This window comes from Chitinophaga sp., assembly GCF_036566945.1.
In the GTDB taxonomy this organism is placed as follows: domain Bacteria; phylum Bacteroidota; class Bacteroidia; order Chitinophagales; family Chitinophagaceae; genus Chitinophaga.
Genome location: NZ_DATCVJ010000462.1, coordinates 1 through 3612 on the forward strand (window position 1 = coordinate 1; position 3612 = coordinate 3612).

The following is a 3612-nucleotide window of genomic DNA, read 5'->3' on the forward strand; positions in this document are numbered from 1 at the left end:
AGCGTTTCTCCTTTGGGACGTTGGCCTACTTTAATAATGTACCGGATAGTATCCATTTTAGGAAACCAGAAAACGTAGTCCGCATCAAAAGACACCGCCAAAGGCATCTTCCCCTTATTATAATAGTTTAAGGCACTGGCCTCCCCGTAATTACTGGTGATCACCATCGTATAAGGCTTGTCGGGAGCGGGTACCTGCTCCCAGGCTTGCAGGGCCATGGTGGCCAGGTGATGCCAGCCCAACATATCGGCAAAGTCCTGCGGCAGCGGATGATCCTCTCCATCTTCCCAACGCAATAAGCCCAGCGCGCGGAACTTAGCTGCCTTTTCACTGATCTGCGCCGGACGCAACACCGGAAAAACAACATTTACCAGCAACGCAAAAGGAATAACAATAATCGCCACCCACAACACCCGCAGATAACGGGTCCAGTCATGCGTAAAAATCCGCTCCCAGTATACGCTGCCAAAAGCCAGTAACACAGGATACAGCCCCAGGGAATAATAACTTTTTGCCCGCAGGTAGGTAAACAGCAGTATGGTGAGCATGTACGTGAGCAGCACTACCCGGTATGGACCAAAAGGTTTGTACAAAAGCAATCCTATGAAAGCTGCCACCACAATGAAAGCACCACCTATAAAGAAAATAAACTGGTCGGTAATAAAAGTCATGCGACTTACGTGTACCAGCTGCGTTTCGCTCAATTCTTTCATATGATGCAGCACCGGCCATCCGTGCTGCAACTGCCACACTATGTTAAGCGATATCATCAGCAGCGCGATCAATGCACCAATGTACAGGTATTTGTTGCGGAATACCTGTCGGTGCCGGGAAAGCAACAACCCGCCTAACAGACCGACCACCCCAAACATAATATTGTATTTATTCAGGACACCAATACCCGTAACAACTCCCATCCATAAGAGCCATTTATCTTGTTGCGTGTATATGAATTGCAGTAAACACCAAAACAATAAGGTCCAGGCCAGAATATCAAAAGAATTGGGCTGATATAACATGTTTAAACGGCTCATCCCCGAACAAATAAACACGAGGGCTGCCAACACCTGTGCAAACCACCGGCCTCCCAGCAGGTTCACCATTTTCCACACCAGCACCATGGTGAATACACCATACATAGCAGGAAAAAATCTTACCCAGAAAAAATCATTTCCCAGCCATTGGATCAATAAAGAAGTAAAAGCGGTGAAAGGAGGCACCGATAAATATCCCGCTGCCAGGTGATTAGCCAGGTCGAGGTGCAGGTATTCATCCCGTTGCAAATCGTAGTAGGGAGTCAGTATACTAAACTGAAACGCCATTTTTACTATTATAATTACTAAAAGTAGCCAAAGAGGATTATGGCGACTATGCGATTGGGGAGCTATCATTGCAGTTCTTTATAAAATAGGGACAAAAAATAATCATCTCAAAAAAAAACGGAAATACCTGCTACAAGCAACGTATTTCCGCCGATTAATTATAAAATTCCTTGTTCAGTGGCATATGTGGCAGGCCGCTCTACATAGCAATCATCAGGGCTTGATGATAACAAGATTTTGGTTGATAAAGGCGTTAACAAATTGTGAAATTTTTTCTATTCCAGCAAAAATGAAATTGCAACTTAGTTTCATTTTATAAAAAATAGCAGGGCGCAGCAAGGTTCTGCTGGTAATCTGCTGCTGTAAAACTTAACATTGATAGCGTAGGCAACCCAGGAATTTAATATGGAATTGTTTAAATTTGGAGTATGTCTACAAATAAAAATGCTTCCATTGGACTAAAAACAATCGATGACTTCAACGACGACGTCCTGTTGTATACCCGAAAAGAGATAGTTCCCAAAGCGCCGCTGCGTGGCAGCTTTGCCGTTCAGGAAAGGGTCAACTATCCTTGTCAGGATGAAGTCACCGCCTCCAGACGTGATTATTACAAAATAAGTTTCTTTAGTAAAGGCAGTGGCATTTTCACCATGGGTGAAGAACGCTACGAGATAGATGGTCCCACTTTAATTTTCATTAATCCGTTTGAATTAAAAACCTGGCGTGCCTCTTCTGAAGTGCAGGAAGGGTACTTCTGCCTGTTTACTGATTTGCTGTTTGAACCACAAACCGGGCATCAGGAAAATTTGTTGCAACATCCGCTTTTGCAGATGGGCGCCAAGGCGGTATTCAAATTAACCAACGAACAATGTGAATATCTGCAATCCATCTTCAGACAACTATTAAGAGAATATCACGAAAACGCTGCCTTTAAACAGGAAGCTATTCTTATTTATCTGAAGCTGCTGATGCTGGAAGGCAAACGTTTATCTTCACAAACCCAGCAACCTCACCGGCAACTTTCTGCAGCACAAATACTGGCGCATCGTTTTACCGACAAACTGGAAAAACAGTTTCCTATTGAATATACTCACAACCAGTTAACGCTTAAAACGGCGAAAGAATTTGCACAGGTATTAAACACGCATCCTAATCACCTCAATGCTTCTGTGAAGCAGGCCACGGGCCGTACGGTGAGCGAACATATCCGTCAGCGGATGCTGCTGGAAGCTCGTTTATTATTGATGCATACCGACTGGCAGATCGCTGAAATAGCCTGGTGTCTTGGTTTTGAAGACCCCGGCAACTTCACTCACTTCTTTAAAAATCATAGCGGTGTATCTCCGCATGTTTACCGGGCGCAGTAACCCTTTGATATTAACAATTAATACTTTGCCTCTTACAACTGTAAGCCCTGTACCTGCATGTACATTTGTATCACTAAAAAAACACTCAATATGCAGTACAGAAAACTAGGTAAAACAGGCGAAACAATATCCGCAATAGGACTGGGTTGCATGGGCATGTCGTTCGCATATGGCAACAGCCAGGATTTTAATGAAACCGAATCATTGGCTACGTTGGAACTGGCATTGGATTTAGGCGTTAACTTCTGGGATACAGCAGATATGTATGGACAGGGTGCCAACGAAATCCTGCTCTCAAAAATACTCGCTACTAAAAGAGATAAAGTTTTCCTCGCTACCAAATTTGGATTCAGGTTTAAAGACGATGGCTCTTACTATTTTGACGGCTCGCCTAAATACCTGAAACAGGCTTGTGAAGCCAGTTTGAAAAGACTCGGAGTAGATGTTATTGATCTTTATTATACTCATCGTATAGACGACACCGTGCCCGTAGAAGAAACGGTAGGGGCTATGGCCGAGCTGGTGAAGGAAGGGAAGGTGCGCTACCTTGGCTTATCCGAAGCAAGTGTGGCCTCCATTAGAAAAGCAAATGCAGTACATCCCATTGCAGCTCTTCAAACAGAATACTCGCTGTTTACCCGTGATGTGGAAGAAGATATTTTAGCCACCACCCGTGAACTGGGTATTAGCCTGGTAGCCTACAGCCCGCTGGGCAGAGGACTTTCCACCGGTGCGATCAATAATACTGATTCATTAAGCGACGGTGATTTCCGTAAAAATTTGCCCCGGTTTCAGGAAGGAAATTTTGAGCAGAACTTACAAACCGTAAATGCACTGGAAGCTTTTGCAAAAGAGAAAGGCATTACAGCCGCCCAGTTATCACTTGCATGGCTGCTGGCACAGGGAGAAGATATTGTTCCTAT

3 protein-coding genes are annotated in these 3612 nt (G+C 44.3%); 2 read left to right on the forward strand and 1 reads right to left on the reverse strand.

All coding sequences use genetic code 11. The annotated features are described in order from the left end of the window. Nucleotides 1-1322 (reverse strand): glycosyltransferase family 39 protein (locus VIP81_RS14220; protein ID WP_331961740.1); only part of this gene is annotated, 1322 nt, incomplete at its 3' end. Between the two features lie 428 nt (nucleotides 1323-1750). Between VIP81_RS14220 and VIP81_RS14225 the strand changes: the two genes are divergently transcribed. Both VIP81_RS14225 and VIP81_RS14230 read left to right on the forward strand, forming a co-directional pair. Next, nucleotides 1751-2689: an AraC family transcriptional regulator gene (locus VIP81_RS14225; RefSeq protein ID WP_331961743.1), complete on the forward strand. Its 939-nt coding sequence runs from the start codon at nucleotides 1751-1753 to the stop codon at nucleotides 2687-2689. 90 nt (nucleotides 2690-2779) lie between these two features. Beyond that, on the forward strand, nucleotides 2780-3612 hold an 833-nt coding region (locus VIP81_RS14230), incomplete at its 3' end, for an aldo/keto reductase (protein WP_331961746.1).

Coding starts and splice junctions, on each gene's coding strand:
- VIP81_RS14225 (WP_331961743.1), top strand. CDS start 1,751: ATGTCTACAAATAAAAATGCTTCCATTGGACTAAAAACAATCGATGAC.